Source organism: Agrobacterium larrymoorei (assembly GCF_013322225.1).
Classification (GTDB): Bacteria; Pseudomonadota; Alphaproteobacteria; order Rhizobiales; family Rhizobiaceae; genus Agrobacterium; species Agrobacterium larrymoorei_A.
The window spans coordinates 116,095-130,543 of sequence record NZ_JAAMFB010000010.1; the positions used below are offsets into that span (position 1 = coordinate 116,095).

A 14,449-nucleotide genomic window follows, 5' to 3' on the forward strand; every position below is an offset into this window, starting at 1 on the left:
AAATGGCCGGGTCATCCCCGGCCATTTCATTCTCATTTGTTACTTCTGTTCCGGTAGCGCGTAGGCGATGACGTAATCGCCGCGGTCCGGGGACTGGCGGGCTCCGCCGGCGGAGATGAGGATGTACTGCTTGCCGGTTTTGGGCGACTTGTAGGTCATCGGGCCGCCCTGGCTGCCAACTGGCATGCGGGCTTTCCAAAGTTCCTTGCCGGTGTCGCTGTCGAAGGCGCGCAGATAATAGTCCTGGGTGCCTGCGAAGAAGACGAGACCGCTCTGGGTTGCCATGGAACCGCCGATTGTCGGCATGCCGATTGGGATCGGAAGGCCCATCGTAAAGCCGAGCGGGCCGGTGTCCTCAACGGTACCGACAGGGATCTGCCAGGCAACCTGCTGCGTTTTGAGGTCGATGGCCGTCAGCGTGCCGAAAGGCGGCTTCTGGCAAGGAATGCCGAGCGGAGACATGAAGCGCTCCTTGGCATTGATGGCGTAAGGCGTACCTTCCATCGGCACACCGCCGCTGCCAGCCTTGATCTTGGCTGACTCGTCACCGTTGTTGCCACCTGCCGCATTCGGCGACTGATCGATCAACTGCACTTCGAGGCCAAGACGCATGTCGTTTGCGAAGACGAGCTGGCGCGTTGGGTCGGACGATAGGCCACCCCAGTTCATGCCGCCGAGCGAACCCGGAAGGTTGAGCGAGGAATCCGTGCCGGGAGGTGTGAAGAGGCCATCATAGCGCTTCGACTTGAAGCTGATGCGGCACATCAACTGATCGAACGGCGTTGCGCCCCACATGTCCGCTTCCGTCAGCGTTTCTGCGCCGATGGATGGCATGCCAACCGAGAACGGCTGGGTCGGAGAATAGGTTTCGCCCGGAATAGTCCCCGCCTTGACTGCACGCTCTTCAACTTTCGTCAGCGGCTTGCCGGTCTGACGATCCAGAACGAAGATCTGGCCGGCCTTGGTGCCGAACACCATTGCAGGCGTGGTCGAGCCATCCTTGTTCGGGAAGTCGATCAGCGTCGGCTGCATGGGAATATCGTAGTCCCACAGATCGTCATGAACGGTCTGGTAGTGCCACTTTTCCTTGCCCGTCGTCGCGTCCAGTGCCAGCATGGTCGCGCCATACTTACGGTCCAGCGGCGTATGCTTCACGCCATAAAGGTCGATCGCTGCCGAACCCATGGGAATGAACACGGTGTTCGAAGCCGCATCATAAGACATGGATGTCCATGAATTCGGCGTCGAGCGGGTGAACTGGCCGTCGCCAGCCGGGATGAGGTTCGGATCGGCAGAGCCCGGATCGAACGCCCAGCGCATCTGGCCGGTGATGACATCGAAGCCACGCAGAACGCCGCCAGGCATGTCCGCGCTGACGTTATCGGCAATACGACCGCCAACGACGATGGTCGTTCCGGCAAGTGTTGGTGCCGCGGTCGGGTAATACTGACCGGCATCCGCGCCTTTGCCGAGACCTGCCTTCAGGTCGACAACGCCATTGACGCCGAAGTCCGCGCAAAGCGCGCCGGTGTCGGCGTCGAGAGCATAGAGTTCAGCCTTGACGCTGTTCATGATGATGCGGCGTTCGCAAGCGGCCCCTGCAGCCACGGCTGCCGGTGCAGGGGGCGTAGAAACCGGTATCGATGGCTGCTCAACGGACTGGCTGGCATCGAAGTAAGCGAGGCCGCGGCAACGCATCCACTTCTTCTGCTTGGCATTGAACTCGTTGCGCCACAGTTCCTTGCCGGTGTCTGCGTTTACGGCGATGACATTGTTATGTGGTGTGCACAGGAAAACCTTGTCGCCCACTTGGATAGGTGTCTGCTGGTCTTCGGCACCACCGCCATCGCTTTGCGGAACATCGCCTGTGCGGAAGGTCCATGCGACTTCCAGGTTCTTGACGTTATCTTTGGTGATCTGGTCCAACGCGGCAAAGCGGCTTCCGCCTGCTGTGTTGCCGTAATGCTGCCAGTTCTTCTGTTCGGTTTCCGGCGTTACCGGAACGGCAGCGGCGATGGACGTTGTGGAAACAGGCTGATGCGGCATGAACATGCCGACGAAGCCTGCACCGGCAGCCAAGGCTAGAACGAAGGCTGCACCGAAGGACGCTGCGCGTGCCGGGCTTTTTCCGCTATTACGACGCAGAAGCGGATATGCCAGCGCGACGAAGACCGCGCCGACCGTTATCGCCAGCAGGCGCGAAATCAGCGGCCAGAAATCGACGCCGACTTCCCAGAGCGACCATCCAACCGTACCAAGGAATACCAGCGCAAAGAGAATGCCGCCAAGGGGTTTGCGGATGATGATGAGAAGGCCGGAAAGAATAAGTGCGATCCCGGAAATAACGAAATAGGGGCTGCCACCAAGCATGGCGAGCTTGCCGCCGAAATAGGCGAAAAACGCTCCGGCCAGCACGACGACTGCACCGAGCAAAACCAGCCACATCTTCGACAAGATGGACAGGGGTTTGAGATTATCAGACATCAAGAAATCCTGACTGTTATAGTGTTTCAGTCAAGCGAAGACGGCTAAGCCATCACGATTTCACCCGACAGACAGTGCGGAAACTTGGCATTATCGGAAGCAGTCGCTGAGCATTTAAAAAGGAAGGAGTACAAAACATCATCCAAATCTCTTGCAGAGCCGAGTTATCGTTCTTGCCCGCATACGAAGCGCGCATCAACAAAACTCCCAGTCAAGATCCGTGGTTCTTCCTCGCTGCCTCACTCCTCCAGAAGGATGGCGCGGATTTGGCAATTGCCAATGAGTGCGTTGATACGCCGCAGATAGCGTAAATACAAGGCAAAAAGAGAAGATGATGCCTTCTAAATCGGCAAAAATAGACTATTTTTCTGAGTGTAAACTTAACCGAGATAAGTCGCTCGCGTCGTCGTGAATTTTAGTAAGTCTGCAAGTATTGATACAGTGTCGGGAAGATAGCTGTAACTTGTTCGACGGGCTATCGCCCATCCATGAGAGCTAGGAGGAGATATGGGGCAGTCAGCGCCTTGGCCAACAAACGAGATAGAGCGTCTGGTTGGCGTTCGCTCCATATATCCGCTGCATGACGCACCGAATGAGGAACTCTCCGCGCTTTCGCATCTGGCGAAAGACATGTTCGCTACCGCGCGTGCAGGTATCCATATTCTGGATGAGGACTGGATGCATATCGCCTACCAGTCCGGGCAGCAGTTAAACAGTTGCGCACGGGAAATCTCGGTCTGCAACAGTGTAGTGCTTAACAACGATGTATTCGTCATCCCCGACATGACGCAGGATCCTGACTGGGAATCCATGCCTTATGTATCTGGTGGGCCGAAGATACGGTTTTATGCCGGTGCACCAATTGAACTCGACACCGGTATTGTCATCGGGGCGTTTTGCCTGACGGATTCAGAGCCGAAGAACTTTTCCGAGCAGGAGAAGGAGAACCTCAAGCGTTTTGCAAAGCTGGCCGCCGCGCTGTTCAGGCTACAAAAAGCAAACTTCACCATGAGCCTGGCCGAGATCGAGCTGAGAAGCGCTGCCATGACCGACCCCCTGACTGGCTTCTACAATCGCAAGGCACTCGATCTGCTTGTCGATGAACAGTTGCGGGATGCACTGCGCGATAATGACAGCTTCGGTGCGCTCTATCTCGATATGGATGGCTTCAAGACCATCAACGATACGCTGGGGCATGCGGCGGGAGATCAGATACTCCAGGATTCTGCTGTGCGTATCAGGTCGTGCATCCGATCTCAGGATACCGTCGTGCGAATGGGCGGAGATGAGTTCGTGGTGTTCGTGCCGCGTCCGCGTGCGCCCGAAACCCTTGAGCGTATTGCAGAAAGGCTGCTTGATGCATTCCGCCAGCCGTTTGAGGTTCACGGCACCGAGGTTGTCGCCAACCTGAGTATCGGTGGAGCCATGGCACCACAATCAGGCTGCGACCGCGTGACTTTGTTGCGCAACGTGGATGAGGCTTTGTATCAGGCCAAGAAAGCAGGGCGCAACCGCTTCATCAGTCGCGCCCTCTAAAAAACACCTTAGTCGTAGAACGAATCCACGAACTTGTGACGGCCCAGCAGGAAAGCGTCGGCCACATGGGTCAGCGGAGCCAGATCCACATCCGATGTGCCTACCTTGATGATTTCGGCAAAGCGCTCGTAAAGCGCGGGGTATTCGCGCTCCGGCTCCGAAAACTTCAGTTCGCCATTTATGGACAGTTTTGCGCCGCCTTCGGAAAGCACCATCTGCCCGGCTTCGGTTTCGGCCACGATATCCCAGCTCTGCTTGCCGGTCTGCCGCCAGTCGAACTCGGCATGGACGGGCGTCTTCGCAACGTCAGAGAAGTGAATGTCGGCTGCAATCGGTGCATCGCGGTTTTCCGGAAACTCGAGCGTCGCTTTGGTGACGAACAATGCACGAGGCAGAATGTGCGTGATGATCGACAGTGCGTTGATGCCGGGATCGAACACACCAAGGCCGCCTGCCTGCCAGATCCATGCTTGGTTCGGATGCCAATGACGCACGTCTTCTTTCCAGATGACATGGACGCCGTTGATCCTGGTGGAGGCAAGAAAGCTTTTCGCGGCTTCGACCGCAGGGGCATAGCGCGAATGCCAGCTGGCAAACAGCGAAAGACCCTTGGAATCAGCCAGCCGAACGAGATCCTGTACCTCTGAAAGCGTTGCGCCCGGTGGCTTCTCCAGAAACACATGCTTGCCAGCATTGAGCGCGGTATAGGCCGCCTCATAGCGGTACTGCGGCGGCATGCAGAGGGAGACTGCCTGCACGTCCGGCACGGCCTCGATCAGTGCTTCGATGGTTCCATAGGACGGAACGCCTTCGACGGTGCCGTGGCGGCTTGCGGTTGCGATCAGATCGAAATCCGGGTTGGCGGCAATGGCTGGAAGGTGCTGATCGCGAACGATTTTGCCGACGCCGACGATGGCAAGCTTTGTGGCTGACATGATTGGTAGAGACCCGTGTGATGCTGCAAAAATAATACTTTATGCCTTGTAGCAGAAACGGGCAGGCGGGCAAGATGGAGGCAGCGCTTTCGCGCCGCCATCAATTGGCGGACGCAACGAGCAGAGGCTTGCTATGCGACGGCTTCTTATAGACGAGATGAACCACCTTGTAGCCTTCGGCCTTCAACTGCGTCAGCAGTGCGGGCAGCATGGACGCCGTGCGCTTGTGGATGTCATGCATGAGAATGATGCCGCTGCCGCGATGGCGAAGGGCGGCAATGGTGCGAGATGCAACGACTGCAGGCGCATCCGTGAAATAGTCCTTCGAATCGATCTGCACGTCCATGATGACCATGCCGCGCTGCGATACGAGATGTCGAAGGCTGCCCGTGTCGGCGAGGTATGGGAAGCGGAAGAACATCGCATCTGTCTCCGTTGCTTTCGCAACGGCTTTCTCGCCCTTTGAAATTTCGGCGAGCGCGCGGTCGAACGACAGGTTGCGCAGGTTCGGGTGGCTGAATGTGTGGCTGCCGATGCTGTGTCCCTGCGCAAGCACCTTCTTTGCGATGTCAGGGTGGGCCTGAGCCATTTCGCCTACCATCAGGAAGGTGGCCTTCACGCCAAATTCGTCTAGCGTTGCCAGAATCCGTTCGGTTTTGCCCGGAACGGGGCCGTCATCGAAGCTGAGCACGACCTCCTTGTTGGCGAGCGCGATGTCGTTCAGCGAGGAAACCTCGATGTCGCGCCCCGCTAGGCCCAATGGATTGCGCGGGCGCATCCACGCAGTCGGGGAAAGGGCTATCGGATCATTTGCCTTGACCGCCGGTGGCGTGGGCATCGTAGCGGCAAATGCCGTTTTCAGTGAGCCATCCGGCTGCGGTTTCCCCGCACAGCCGGTAACGCAAAAGGCAGCGGCTGCCATGAGAAAGAGGTGACGAAATCGCATCGGAAAGCTCTGGGCAAATCACTTTGAAATTGCATCGAGTTTTCGCTTGCCATGGTTAATTAAAAGTTAGCAATCGCCCTGCGAAAATTGGAGTTCAGCTTTCTGGCCGTTATAACTTTAAAGAGCATAAACTATAAATTCATCCTAAGATTGTATTTTACTAAATCTCGTTTAGGTTGTTATTTGTAATTTATTCAACCAAAGGGAAATATTATGACCGATAGAACGATCGCTGGTATTGTAAACGCCGATGGCACCATACGCGCAGGCGACGAGTTTTCAGTAAGCCGGACAAGCGAAGGGCACTATGTTGTTTCGTTCAGGCCCGCATTCGATCAGCTACATGGCGTCTCCGCCACGCAGGTATTCCCGAACGACGGCAATACACGCGACAACGTCGTCATCATCAGGTTGAGCGAAAGCGAGCTTTTCCTGAAGACCGGCGACGGCGATGGCAATGCCAAAAATCGTGATTTTACATTCGTTGCTGCCGGTAACGGCAAGAAAACGGGTCGCTAATAGCGACCGGTGCCGGCACAGACGTTAGACCGGGCTGGCTCAGAAATGGAGGCTATGGATTAACTTGCCATAGCCTCTTCGTATTCGCTGGAAAGCAGCAGCCATTGTTCCTCTGCGTCCGAAAGCTTTGACGCGGCCTCGCCGCGTTGTTTCACCTTTCCCGCTGCCTTGGCTGGTGCCTTTTCGTAAAGCGCGGGATCGGCAAGTTCCGCATCAAGAGACTGAATCAGTTTCTCAAGTTTTGCCGTCATGGATTCGATTTCATTGATCTTTTTCTTCAGCGGGGCAAGTTGCGCGCGCTTCTCGGCATTTGCCTTGCGCTGGTCGGCCTTGGAAGCTTGATCATTGCCGACTTCGGTCCTGTCGTCCTTCTTCTTGCCAGACGCGATAACGATATCGCGGTACTCTTCCATATCGCCTTCGAAGCTCGTGACAGTGCCATTGTTGACCAGCCAGAGGCGGTCGACCGTGGCTTCGATCAGGTGGCGATCGTGCGAGATGAGGATGACGGCGCCGTTATAATCATTTAGCGCCTCGATCAGTGCGCGGCGGCTGTCGATGTCGAGATGGTTGGTCGGTTCGTCGAGGATCAGCAAATTGGGTGCATGGAAGGCGGCAAGCCCCATCAGCAGGCGTGCCTTTTCGCCACCCGACAAGTCCTTGGCGGCGGTGGCCATCTTCTCCGTCGCAAGGCCCATCTGCGCAACGCGGGCGCGGACCTGCGCTTCGGCTGCAAGCGGCATCAGCTTGCGCACATGCTCGACCGGCGTTTCGTTCGGCACCAGATCGTCCAACTGATGCTGGGCAAAGAAGCCGATTTTCAAGCCCGATGCGATGCGCAGGTCGCCGCCCTGCGCGGGCAGGCGACCGGAGATGAACTTGGCGAAAGTCGACTTGCCGTTGCCGTTCGAGCCGAGCAGCGCGATGCGGTCGTCGTTGTCGATACGCAGGTTCAATCCCTTGAGGATCGGCTTTCCGGGTTCATAACCCACCACGCCGCCGTTGATGGCGACGATGGGTGAGGCGGGCTGCTTTTCCGGTTCGGGGAAGGTGATCGGCTGAACGTGATCTTCGATGACGGCCGCTACCGTCCCCATGCGTTCCAGGGCTTTAACGCGGCTCTGCGCTTGCCTGGCCTTGGTCGCCTTGGCGCGAAAGCGATCGATGAAGCTTTGCAGATGCTTGCGCGCCGCATCGTTCTTGGCCTTCGCCTTCATTTGCAGTTCGTCGGCCTCTGCCTTCTGCCGCTCGAACTGGTCATATCCGCCTCGGTAGAAGGTAAGCTTTTTCTGGTCCAGATGAATGATGGAGTTGACGGCGTTGTTCAAGAGATCGCGGTCGTGGCTGATGATGATGACGGTATGCGGATAACGCCGCACATATTCTTCCAGCCAGAGTGTGCCTTCGAGGTCGAGATAGTTGGTCGGTTCGTCCAGCAGCAGCAGGTCCGGCTCTGCAAACAGCACAGAGGCCAGCGCCACGCGCATGCGCCAGCCACCGGAAAAAGACGAGGCGGGACGCAACTGCGCTTCCTGATTGAAGCCGAGACCTGCGAGGATGCTGGACGCGCGCGCCTCCGCAGAATGCGCATCGATATCGACGAGACGCATCTGGATTTCGGCGATGCGATGCGGATCGCTTGCAGTTTCCGCCTCTTTCAGCAACGCAGCGCGTTCCTTGTCAGCGGCAAGCACGATAGAAATCAGGGAATCTTCTGTCCCCGGCGCTTCCTGCGCGACCTGTCCAATGCGGGCCTGTTTTGGAATCGTCACCGATCCACCCTCGGAAGCCAGATCGCCGGTTATGACCCGGAAGAGGGTGGACTTGCCGGCCCCGTTGCGCCCAACGAGCCCCGCCTTTACGCCGGCAGGCAGCGTTACGCTGGCGTTGTCGAGAAGCAGGCGGCCTGCGATGCGGGCGGAGAGGTCGGTAATCGTAATCATGGCGCCGTTTTGGCTGAACTCAGGGTTCAGCGCAAGAGCCGGAAAGTCACAGTTTTCAGTCGTTACGCGCCGATGTGCATGAGGTAGCTGTTACGGGAACGTTGTGCCACTTCCCTGCAATAGGGAATGACGCAGTTGCGCGCGCCGCTGCGGGCTGCAAGCAGTGCCAGTTCGGCATGGCCGTAAAATTCTGCGGGCGTTGTGCTGTTTTCCGAGGTGGCGACGCCCATGGAAAGGGTTAGATGCTCGCCAGCCCCTTCTTTCGTCGCAAAGCGCAACTCTTCGACGCTATGGCGAAGCCGCTCCGCTATCACTTGCGCCGTGCTTTGAGAAATGTTGGCAAAGATGAAGCCGAATTCGTTTCCGCCTATGCGGGCGACGAAGTCATCCTTCTTAATCGTCTTGCGAAACAGAGCCGACAGCCGCCGCAGGGCTTTGTTGCCAGCGACCGTGCCATACTTTTCGTTTATCTCACGGAAGCGATCAATGTTGACAAGCACCAAGCATGCGGGATTCAAGCGGTTCTCATCTGCAAAAACTTCTGCCAGCTTCTGGAGAAAAGCCGGTCGGTTCGGCAGGCTGGTGAGCGCATCTTTCACGGATGCGGCATTGAGCCGCTTGCTGTTGTCTTCATGCTCTCGGATTTTCTCCAATCCGCGCCGCACGAAGTTATGCAGGCTTGCCTGCTCGTTCTGGACATCGTTGAGCAGGTGGACAAGCGCATCCTGCGTCAGTGCAGTTTCGTTCTCCACTGATTCCAGAAGAGTTTCGGTGCGCTCCAGCGCAACGGCAAGACGAGCGGAAACCTGTTCGATTGTGCCCAACACCTCCGAGGCAGCCTGACTTGCAGCCATGTGTGAAAAGCTAGGCAGATTGTGCCTTTGGCCGACCATGTCGATATCATGCTGTTGCGGCGCATTTCCGAGCGCCAGAATATCGCGACCGATCTCAGGATGGTGTCCAGACAGAACTTCGTAGAAAAGCTCGTAATTGCGCGGCAACGGCGCAAGGTTCATCTTGGTGATGAACTGCGTGACCCTGGCGATGACGAGGCTGTTATTACCCACGTCGCGGCCTGTCCGGTTTGTCGGCGCTACCATTCGTCCCCCGCGTCTTTCTCACGCACAATTGCCACACTGCCCAAGCAACGTGAATTAGGTATCCCTGTTATCGCCGCACGGTTTTAAAATAGCATAAACAACAGCCTTAGGTTTTTATCTGGATCGGAACAGAGCAGCTGATGTTATGGGCGGTATCAATAATCGTCATTTGAATAGGATCGGTTGTGCTGATCTTATGGAGATGTATCTGGAATGCGAAAGGCAACGCCATGACATCACGCACCCTCTACTCCCTCTGCGGCAGCGATGAAAAACGCCCGTTTTCACCCCATTGCTGGAAGTCGGTGCTCGCACTGGCACATAAGGGGCTGGATTTTGAAGAGCGCCCGCTGGCGTTTACGGCAATTCCCGGCGTCGAGAATGGTTTCTCGAAAACCGTCCCGATCCTGCGTGATGGCGATGAGCTGGTGAAAGACAGCTTCGAAATCGCTCTTTATCTTGATGAGGCATACCCCGACCGGCCCTCGCTTTTTGAAGGTGAGGGCGGAAAGGCTCTGGCGCGCTTCGTGGAAAGCTGGTCGCAGACCCAGCTTCACCCTTCCATCGTCAAGGTCGCCGTACTCGACATTCACGATATGTTGGACGAGACGGACAAAAGCTATTTCCGCGAAAGCAGGCAGGCGTTTTTTGGTAAATCCATCGAAGAGATTGCGGCCAGCCGAGACGAAGAGATCGCGGCTTTCCCTTCCAGGCTTGAGCCGATCCGACGAATGCTTGGCTACCAGCCATTCATCGGCGGTGATGGTCCGCTCTTTGCGGATTACATCGTCTTTGGCGCACTTCAGTGGGCGCGCGTTACGTCCAAGGTGGATTTGTTGAGGTCCGAGGATCCGGTGCGCGACTGGTTCGAACGCTGCCTCGATCTGTATGGTGCAAAGGGGCGCAGTGTGACAGCGGCGTGAAATGAAGCGCTCTATTGGGCAAATCGGCCTATCCCCCTTGTTTTAAGGCTTGTGGGCGGGTAAACACCGCCCACTTTCTTCCAAGAACAAGGAAACGGACATATGGCGATTGAACGCACTTTCTCGATGATCAAGCCGGACGCAACCAAGCGTAACCTCACTGGCGCCATCACCAAGGTTTTCGAAGACAACGGTCTGCGCATCATCGCGTCCAAGCGCGTCTGGATGAGCAAGCGCGAAGCAGAAGGCTTCTACGCTGTTCACAAAGAGCGTCCTTTCTTCGGTGAACTCGTTGAAGGCATGACCTCTGGCCCAACCATCGTTCAGGTTCTGGAAGGCGAAAACGCAATCCTCAAGAACCGCGAAATCATGGGCGCAACGAACCCTGCAAACGCTGACGAAGGCACGATCCGCAAGCAGTTCGCGCTGTCCATCGGCGAAAACTCCGTTCACGGTTCTGACGCTCCTGAAACTGCCGTTCAGGAAATCGCCTACTGGTTCGCAGAAACCGAGATCGTCGGTTGATTCAGTCTGTGAAGTGGCGGAATCGCCTTGTGAGGCGATTGATTTAAGCCGCTGTTTGGAATCATGAAAACGGGGTCGAAAGGCCCCGTTTTTTGTTGCGCAACTGTTTTGTCATCGAGCCCGTTCACTCCGGACAGTCCTGAACCGGCCTCATATCCACGCTGCCATCAGCTTTGAAAACATCCGGGTTTGGGGTGTAAAGTGGGCCGACCGCCAGCGGTTTGGCGGGTAGCAGGGACTGGTCGGTGTCGGATTTGATACTCGTTTCGATGGTCTGCATAACATGACCATCCGGCGCTCTCAGTCGGATCGTCACCTTGTAGGGCCGATCCTGCTTCACGCATTCGACGGGTGGGCTTTGCAGCACGATCTTGGGGTTCTTCGGATATAGACGTTCCGATACTGAAAGCGCATTGCCGCCACGCGGATTTTCAAACTCTGCATCGATCGTGCTTCCTTCGGCGACGGGAGAAAGCGGCTGGAGCGTCACGAGATAGGTCGCCGTTGCCACGCGGTAGTTGAAGACGAACATGCGGCCGGACACCTTGGCGATCTCACGCTGCTCTTCTCTTTGACAGCCAGTGCCAGCAAGCAAGATGAAAAGCAGCATCAGCAGCTTCATGATGCGTTTTCCTTTTTACGCCGATAGTGTCTCGCGGCTTTTTGCCGGTTGCCACAGACGGTCATGTCGCACCAGATGCGGCTGCGATTCTTGCTGCGGTCTATGAACAGCCAGCCACAATTACCGCAGATGCGTATGCGCTCGCGATCCGGCCCATGAATGAGCCGCAGGACAGAATGCGCAGTGGCGGCAGCGAGACTTTCAGCCTGCATATTGTTGCGCAACGCGGTCGAACATGCCTGAAGAAGGTTCGCGAGCAAAAGATCATCCTCGCGCCCGTTCATGATCGTACTGCGAAAGTAACGATCCGTCGCTTCGCGAAGATCGATGAGCGTCATTTGCTGTTGAGGGGGCGGCGGTTGAAGTAGACCGAAACATTCCCGCTCTGCAGACAGCTCTATCGCCGCCTCACAAAAACTTTCGATCTGTTCTGGCACGGAAAATCTGTCCAGAGACTGCGCCTCATCTCCACGCAAAATGACGCTGTTGGCGACATCGAGTGCCAACGCGCCTCCAGCAAACCGGTGCGTGGTCCATGCAAAGCTCATGTCTAATTATAACTGTTAAAATCTGTTTTGCCAGTTATAATACCGAAACGAGGTGGAGCATGGCTTATTTTCTACAGCAGGTTTTGAATGCTGTTCCTATTGCCGCATTGTACTCCGCATTGGCCTTCGGCTACGCCATTGCCTTTTCGATCACCAAGCGAGCCGATGTCACCTACGGGGCGATTTTCGCTTTTTCCGGTCTCACCTGCCTGTTGTTTGCTGATTTTGGCTGGAATCAATTGTGGCTGATTCTGCCAGCCACGTTGGCACTCGGCGCTGCCGCCGGAATTTGCGGAGGATTGTGGGCAGGCGTCGTCATTGGCAGATGCGTGATGCGACCCCTGGCGAACGCCTCACCGAATGCTGTAAGCGTGGCCTCGGTCGGAGCTCTCATTGCCTTGATGGAAAGCGCGAGGCTTGCGGTCAACAGCCAGTCCCTCTGGCTGCCGCCCATCTTCAGCGATCCGATCCATATCTGGCGCCGGGCAGGCTTTGTCGTCACCACCACTCCCGTTCAGATGGTCAATACTGCCGTTTTTCTAACAGTCGTGGCGTTGGGATATCTGTTCTTGCGGCGCTCCGCCCTTGGACGGGAATGGCGCGCGGTTTCTGAAGATGCACAGGCTGCCAGACTGATGGGCATCAATGTCGATCGCATCTTCATCGTCGCTTACTGCACGTCGGCCCTCTATTCTTCCATTTGCGGAGTGCTTGCCACTTTCTATTATGGCACTATGGATTTCGGTGCCGGGTTGGTGTTCGGCCTGAAAGTCGTGCTGATCTCGGCTGCCGGAGGCTACACAAGCCCGTTAAAATGCGCGATCGGTGCCGCCGCCGTGGGTTTTGCCGAAACATTCTGGGCCGCATATGGACCTGTGGCATGGAAAGATGCTGCGGTACTGCTCCTGCTGGTCTTGGGGCTCGTCGTTACAAGAAGCACGCGGGAGCGCCCATAGAAAAAGCCGGGAAACAGATGTACCCGGCTTTAAATTCATGTTTTGCTTCGGTGTTATCAGAAGCCGTTGGGGTCGCCACCGCCGCCAAGAATGCTCTTGGCGATGCCAGCGCCCGCCGTGCCACCGGAGAGTAGCTGCTGGAGGAAAGTGAGGTCCTTGCCGCCAGTTGGTGTCGTACGGGAAATGGTGTCGAACACCTTGCCATCCTGTAGCGTGTAGTTCGCCTTCTGCGTTACCACACCGCTCTTGTCGAAATAGATCGCCAAAATGTTCTGCTCAACCACCTGCGGCTTCATGAAAGCAGCTTTACGAACGCGCTTCTGGGAAATGTAGTAGAACACTTCGTTGCCGAAAGTCGCTGTGGTCGAAGGCGTTCCCATGGTCAGCAGAACCTGCTCACGGCTGGAGCCGACAGGGATCAATTGCAGAGACTGCTCATCGACCACATATCCGTTGTGGAAGACGTCCGTGGTGCTGGAGCAGGCGGTCAACAGACTCGACGCAATCACGACGGCAATTGCGGTTTTGCTCAGAAATTTGGTTTTGCCCGCCGATTTCTGTCTGCTCACCTGCGTTTCCCCGACTGCGATCATGAATAGCACCTTCCGGCCTTGCGTGTTGCACCGCTTCTGCGCACACGATTATGTCAATCCGGGGACGAATGAACCCCGCTTCACGATTGATTGCAAGACTTTGATCGAAAAGCCGCGCCTGAGCGGGCGCGTCTCCTCGACTGTTTCAGCACGACAGTGAACGTGACCTCGACGGCATTGCAATTCTTGGATGCTTCGGTAAACCAGCTTTTGTATTCATGCAACAAGTGCGATGGGCGAGAGGTCGTTTCGTCGGTCAATATTCGGAAATTTCGATGCTGTTCGGGCTTTTCAGGAAGAAAAACAATAATCGCGCCATCGTAGACCGACAATATTCGGCTCTGACCTCGGCAGCGCGCCAGCCCGGCTTTTATCTCCATATGGACGTGCCCGATACGGTCATGGGCCGTTTCGAGATGCTTTCGGTTGTTATGATTCTCTACTTTCGCCGCACGAAAGCCTCCGCCACCAGCGGGCAGGAGATTGCGCAGGAGATCGTGGATGCCTTTTTTCAGGATCTCGATCATTCCATGCGTGAACTCGGCATCGGCGATCAGGGCGTGCCCAAGCGCATGAAGAAATTCGCAGGCATGTTCTATGGGCGGCTGGAATCTTATGCGACGGCAATAGACGGTGCAGACGAGGATGCCCTTGCGGCGGCACTGCGTCGCAATATATATCCGCAGGCAGATGAGACCGCGCCGGATATGCGCGCTCTCGCGAAATGGATGATGGTGGCGTCCGAAGCATTGTCTGCGCAGCCCGAAGATGCTGTTGCGACGGGAAATGCCACGCTGCCTTCTCCGGATTTGTGAGGTT

General features: G+C 56.4%; 14 protein-coding genes. 6 read left to right on the plus strand and 8 right to left on the minus strand.

What is annotated here, in order from left to right:
- Positions 1-39 precede the first annotated feature (39 nt).
- Complete coding sequence (locus G6L28_RS05400; protein ID WP_174062770.1) at positions 40-2,484, minus strand: membrane-bound PQQ-dependent dehydrogenase, glucose/quinate/shikimate family; 2,445 nt, start codon at positions 2,482-2,484, stop codon at positions 40-42.
- 507 nt (positions 2,485-2,991) lie between these two features.
- Here G6L28_RS05400 and G6L28_RS05405 point away from each other — a divergent pair.
- Positions 2,992-4,020, plus strand: coding sequence for a sensor domain-containing diguanylate cyclase (locus G6L28_RS05405; protein ID WP_174062771.1), 1,029 nt, complete (start codon positions 2,992-2,994; stop codon positions 4,018-4,020).
- A gap of 8 nt (positions 4,021-4,028) precedes the next feature.
- On the opposite strand, the gene G6L28_RS05410 is transcribed toward G6L28_RS05405, so the two are convergent.
- Both G6L28_RS05410 and G6L28_RS05415 read right to left on the minus strand, forming a co-directional pair.
- Positions 4,029-4,955: a Gfo/Idh/MocA family protein gene (locus tag G6L28_RS05410; RefSeq protein WP_174062772.1), complete on the minus strand. Its 927-nt coding sequence runs from the start codon at positions 4,953-4,955 to the stop codon at positions 4,029-4,031.
- 100 nt (positions 4,956-5,055) lie between these two features.
- Positions 5,056-5,901 carry a polysaccharide deacetylase family protein gene (locus G6L28_RS05415; protein WP_174062773.1) on the minus strand — a complete coding sequence of 282 codons (846 nt, stop codon included), beginning with the start codon at positions 5,899-5,901 and terminating at the stop codon, positions 5,056-5,058.
- Positions 5,902-6,114: 213 nt separating this feature from the next.
- Between G6L28_RS05415 and G6L28_RS05420 the strand changes: the two genes are divergently transcribed.
- On the plus strand, positions 6,115-6,420 hold the full coding sequence (locus tag G6L28_RS05420) for a hypothetical protein (protein WP_174062774.1): 306 nt from the start codon (positions 6,115-6,117) through the stop codon (positions 6,418-6,420).
- A 59-nt stretch (positions 6,421-6,479) separates the two neighbouring features.
- On the opposite strand, the gene G6L28_RS05425 is transcribed toward G6L28_RS05420, so the two are convergent.
- Complete coding sequence (locus tag G6L28_RS05425) at positions 6,480-8,363, minus strand: ABC-F family ATP-binding cassette domain-containing protein (protein ID WP_174062775.1); 1,884 nt, start codon at positions 8,361-8,363, stop codon at positions 6,480-6,482.
- Between the two features lie 62 nt (positions 8,364-8,425).
- A complete protein-coding gene (locus G6L28_RS05430; protein WP_234902476.1) occupies positions 8,426-9,463 on the minus strand; it encodes a GGDEF domain-containing protein in 1,038 nt (345 codons plus the stop codon).
- Between the two features lie 230 nt (positions 9,464-9,693).
- On the opposite strand from G6L28_RS05430, the gene G6L28_RS05435 reads away from it, so the two are divergent.
- Both G6L28_RS05435 and ndk read left to right on the plus strand, forming a co-directional pair.
- Positions 9,694-10,386: a glutathione S-transferase family protein gene (locus G6L28_RS05435; RefSeq protein ID WP_174062776.1), complete on the plus strand. Its 693-nt coding sequence runs from the start codon at positions 9,694-9,696 to the stop codon at positions 10,384-10,386.
- A gap of 102 nt (positions 10,387-10,488) precedes the next feature.
- Positions 10,489-10,911 (plus strand): nucleoside-diphosphate kinase, encoded by a 423-nt coding sequence (ndk, locus tag G6L28_RS05440; protein ID WP_018898730.1) that lies wholly within the window; start codon positions 10,489-10,491, stop codon positions 10,909-10,911.
- Between the two features lie 124 nt (positions 10,912-11,035).
- Here ndk and G6L28_RS05445 read toward each other — a convergent pair whose 3' ends face one another.
- Together G6L28_RS05445 and G6L28_RS05450 are read right to left on the minus strand one after the other, a co-directional pair.
- Entirely contained in the window at positions 11,036-11,533 is a 498-nt protein-coding gene (locus G6L28_RS05445; RefSeq protein ID WP_174062777.1) for a hypothetical protein, read from the minus strand.
- On the minus strand, positions 11,530-12,081 hold the full coding sequence (locus tag G6L28_RS05450) for a CGNR zinc finger domain-containing protein (protein ID WP_174062778.1): 552 nt from the start codon (positions 12,079-12,081) through the stop codon (positions 11,530-11,532). Before G6L28_RS05450 ends, G6L28_RS05445 begins: the two co-directional genes overlap by 4 nt.
- A gap of 59 nt (positions 12,082-12,140) precedes the next feature.
- Here G6L28_RS05450 and G6L28_RS05455 point away from each other — a divergent pair, with 59 nt between their 5' ends.
- Positions 12,141-13,037 carry a branched-chain amino acid ABC transporter permease gene (locus G6L28_RS05455; protein ID WP_174062779.1) on the plus strand — a complete coding sequence of 299 codons (897 nt, stop codon included), beginning with the start codon at positions 12,141-12,143 and terminating at the stop codon, positions 13,035-13,037.
- 56 nt (positions 13,038-13,093) lie between these two features.
- Here G6L28_RS05455 and G6L28_RS05460 read toward each other — a convergent pair whose 3' ends face one another.
- Positions 13,094-13,630 (minus strand): outer membrane protein assembly factor BamE, encoded by a 537-nt coding sequence (locus tag G6L28_RS05460; protein ID WP_174062780.1) that lies wholly within the window; start codon positions 13,628-13,630, stop codon positions 13,094-13,096.
- 275 nt (positions 13,631-13,905) lie between these two features.
- On the opposite strand from G6L28_RS05460, the gene G6L28_RS05465 reads away from it, so the two are divergent.
- Positions 13,906-14,445 carry a ubiquinol-cytochrome C chaperone family protein gene (locus G6L28_RS05465; RefSeq protein WP_234902477.1) on the plus strand — a complete coding sequence of 180 codons (540 nt, stop codon included), beginning with the start codon at positions 13,906-13,908 and terminating at the stop codon, positions 14,443-14,445.
- Positions 14,446-14,449 lie beyond the last annotated feature (4 nt).

Excerpts from the sequence above, each read along its gene's own strand:
- G6L28_RS05400 (WP_174062770.1), bottom strand. The coding sequence starts at position 2,484 with ATGTCTGATAATCTCAAACCCCTGTCCATCTTGTCGAAGATGTGGCTG.
- G6L28_RS05405 (WP_174062771.1), top strand. The coding sequence starts at position 2,992 with ATGGGGCAGTCAGCGCCTTGGCCAACAAACGAGATAGAGCGTCTGGTT.
- G6L28_RS05410 (WP_174062772.1), bottom strand. The coding sequence starts at position 4,955 with ATGTCAGCCACAAAGCTTGCCATCGTCGGCGTCGGCAAAATCGTTCGC.
- G6L28_RS05415 (WP_174062773.1), bottom strand. The coding sequence starts at position 5,901 with ATGCGATTTCGTCACCTCTTTCTCATGGCAGCCGCTGCCTTTTGCGTT.
- G6L28_RS05420 (WP_174062774.1), top strand. The coding sequence starts at position 6,115 with ATGACCGATAGAACGATCGCTGGTATTGTAAACGCCGATGGCACCATA.
- G6L28_RS05425 (WP_174062775.1), bottom strand. The coding sequence starts at position 8,363 with ATGATTACGATTACCGACCTCTCCGCCCGCATCGCAGGCCGCCTGCTT.
- G6L28_RS05430 (WP_234902476.1), bottom strand. The coding sequence starts at position 9,463 with ATGGTAGCGCCGACAAACCGGACAGGCCGCGACGTGGGTAATAACAGC.
- G6L28_RS05435 (WP_174062776.1), top strand. The coding sequence starts at position 9,694 with ATGACATCACGCACCCTCTACTCCCTCTGCGGCAGCGATGAAAAACGC.
- ndk (WP_018898730.1), top strand. The coding sequence starts at position 10,489 with ATGGCGATTGAACGCACTTTCTCGATGATCAAGCCGGACGCAACCAAG.
- G6L28_RS05445 (WP_174062777.1), bottom strand. The coding sequence starts at position 11,533 with ATGAAGCTGCTGATGCTGCTTTTCATCTTGCTTGCTGGCACTGGCTGT.
- G6L28_RS05450 (WP_174062778.1), bottom strand. The coding sequence starts at position 12,081 with ATGAGCTTTGCATGGACCACGCACCGGTTTGCTGGAGGCGCGTTGGCA.
- G6L28_RS05455 (WP_174062779.1), top strand. The coding sequence starts at position 12,141 with ATGGCTTATTTTCTACAGCAGGTTTTGAATGCTGTTCCTATTGCCGCA.
- G6L28_RS05460 (WP_174062780.1), bottom strand. The coding sequence starts at position 13,630 with ATGATCGCAGTCGGGGAAACGCAGGTGAGCAGACAGAAATCGGCGGGC.
- G6L28_RS05465 (WP_234902477.1), top strand. The coding sequence starts at position 13,906 with ATGCTGTTCGGGCTTTTCAGGAAGAAAAACAATAATCGCGCCATCGTA.